Genomic DNA, 400 nt, shown 5'->3' with positions numbered 1-400 from the left:
GTCTCAAAATATCTGAGACCGCAGTGGAGTATCCTGGACGATCTGCTCGACGCGCCGTTTGCGAAATCACCCTTTTCAACAAGCAAGGCCTTATACCCAGCGGCGCAGAGTTCGCGGACTGCGCTGGTACCGTTGATACCGCCGCCAATGACAATCACATCATAACTTTCGTCCCGTGCGGCCTCCATATTCATTTAACTGCTTCCTTCCTCGGCGTCGGGCGAGTACAGCAGCTAATTCGGAATGCTCAAAATAGAAAAATTGGCCTCCATTATGCAGTAAATGCATAATGGATTGAGACCCCGGAAGTCTGGCAACTTAAAGATTCCTATCCGTCAAAAGTGCGGCAACTTCGCCAACACTGCGTCTCGCTCGCTGAAAAGAAGGTCCAGAAGCGCTT

At 50.8% G+C, this 400-nt stretch carries 1 protein-coding gene; it reads right to left on the bottom strand.

What is annotated here, in order from left to right; translation table 11 throughout:
- Positions 1 to 194 (bottom strand): FAD-dependent oxidoreductase (locus tag HWD97_RS24285; protein WP_371835815.1); only part of this gene is annotated, 194 nt, incomplete at its 3' end.
- Positions 195 to 400 lie beyond the last annotated feature (206 nt).

It is taken from the genome of Ochrobactrum sp. C6C9 (genome assembly GCF_022627935.1).
Taxonomy (GTDB): domain Bacteria; phylum Pseudomonadota; class Alphaproteobacteria; order Rhizobiales; family Rhizobiaceae; genus Brucella; species Brucella teleogrylli.
Note: the sequence above shows the minus strand (reverse complement) of the source record. Positions and strands in the feature narration are given on the sequence as shown.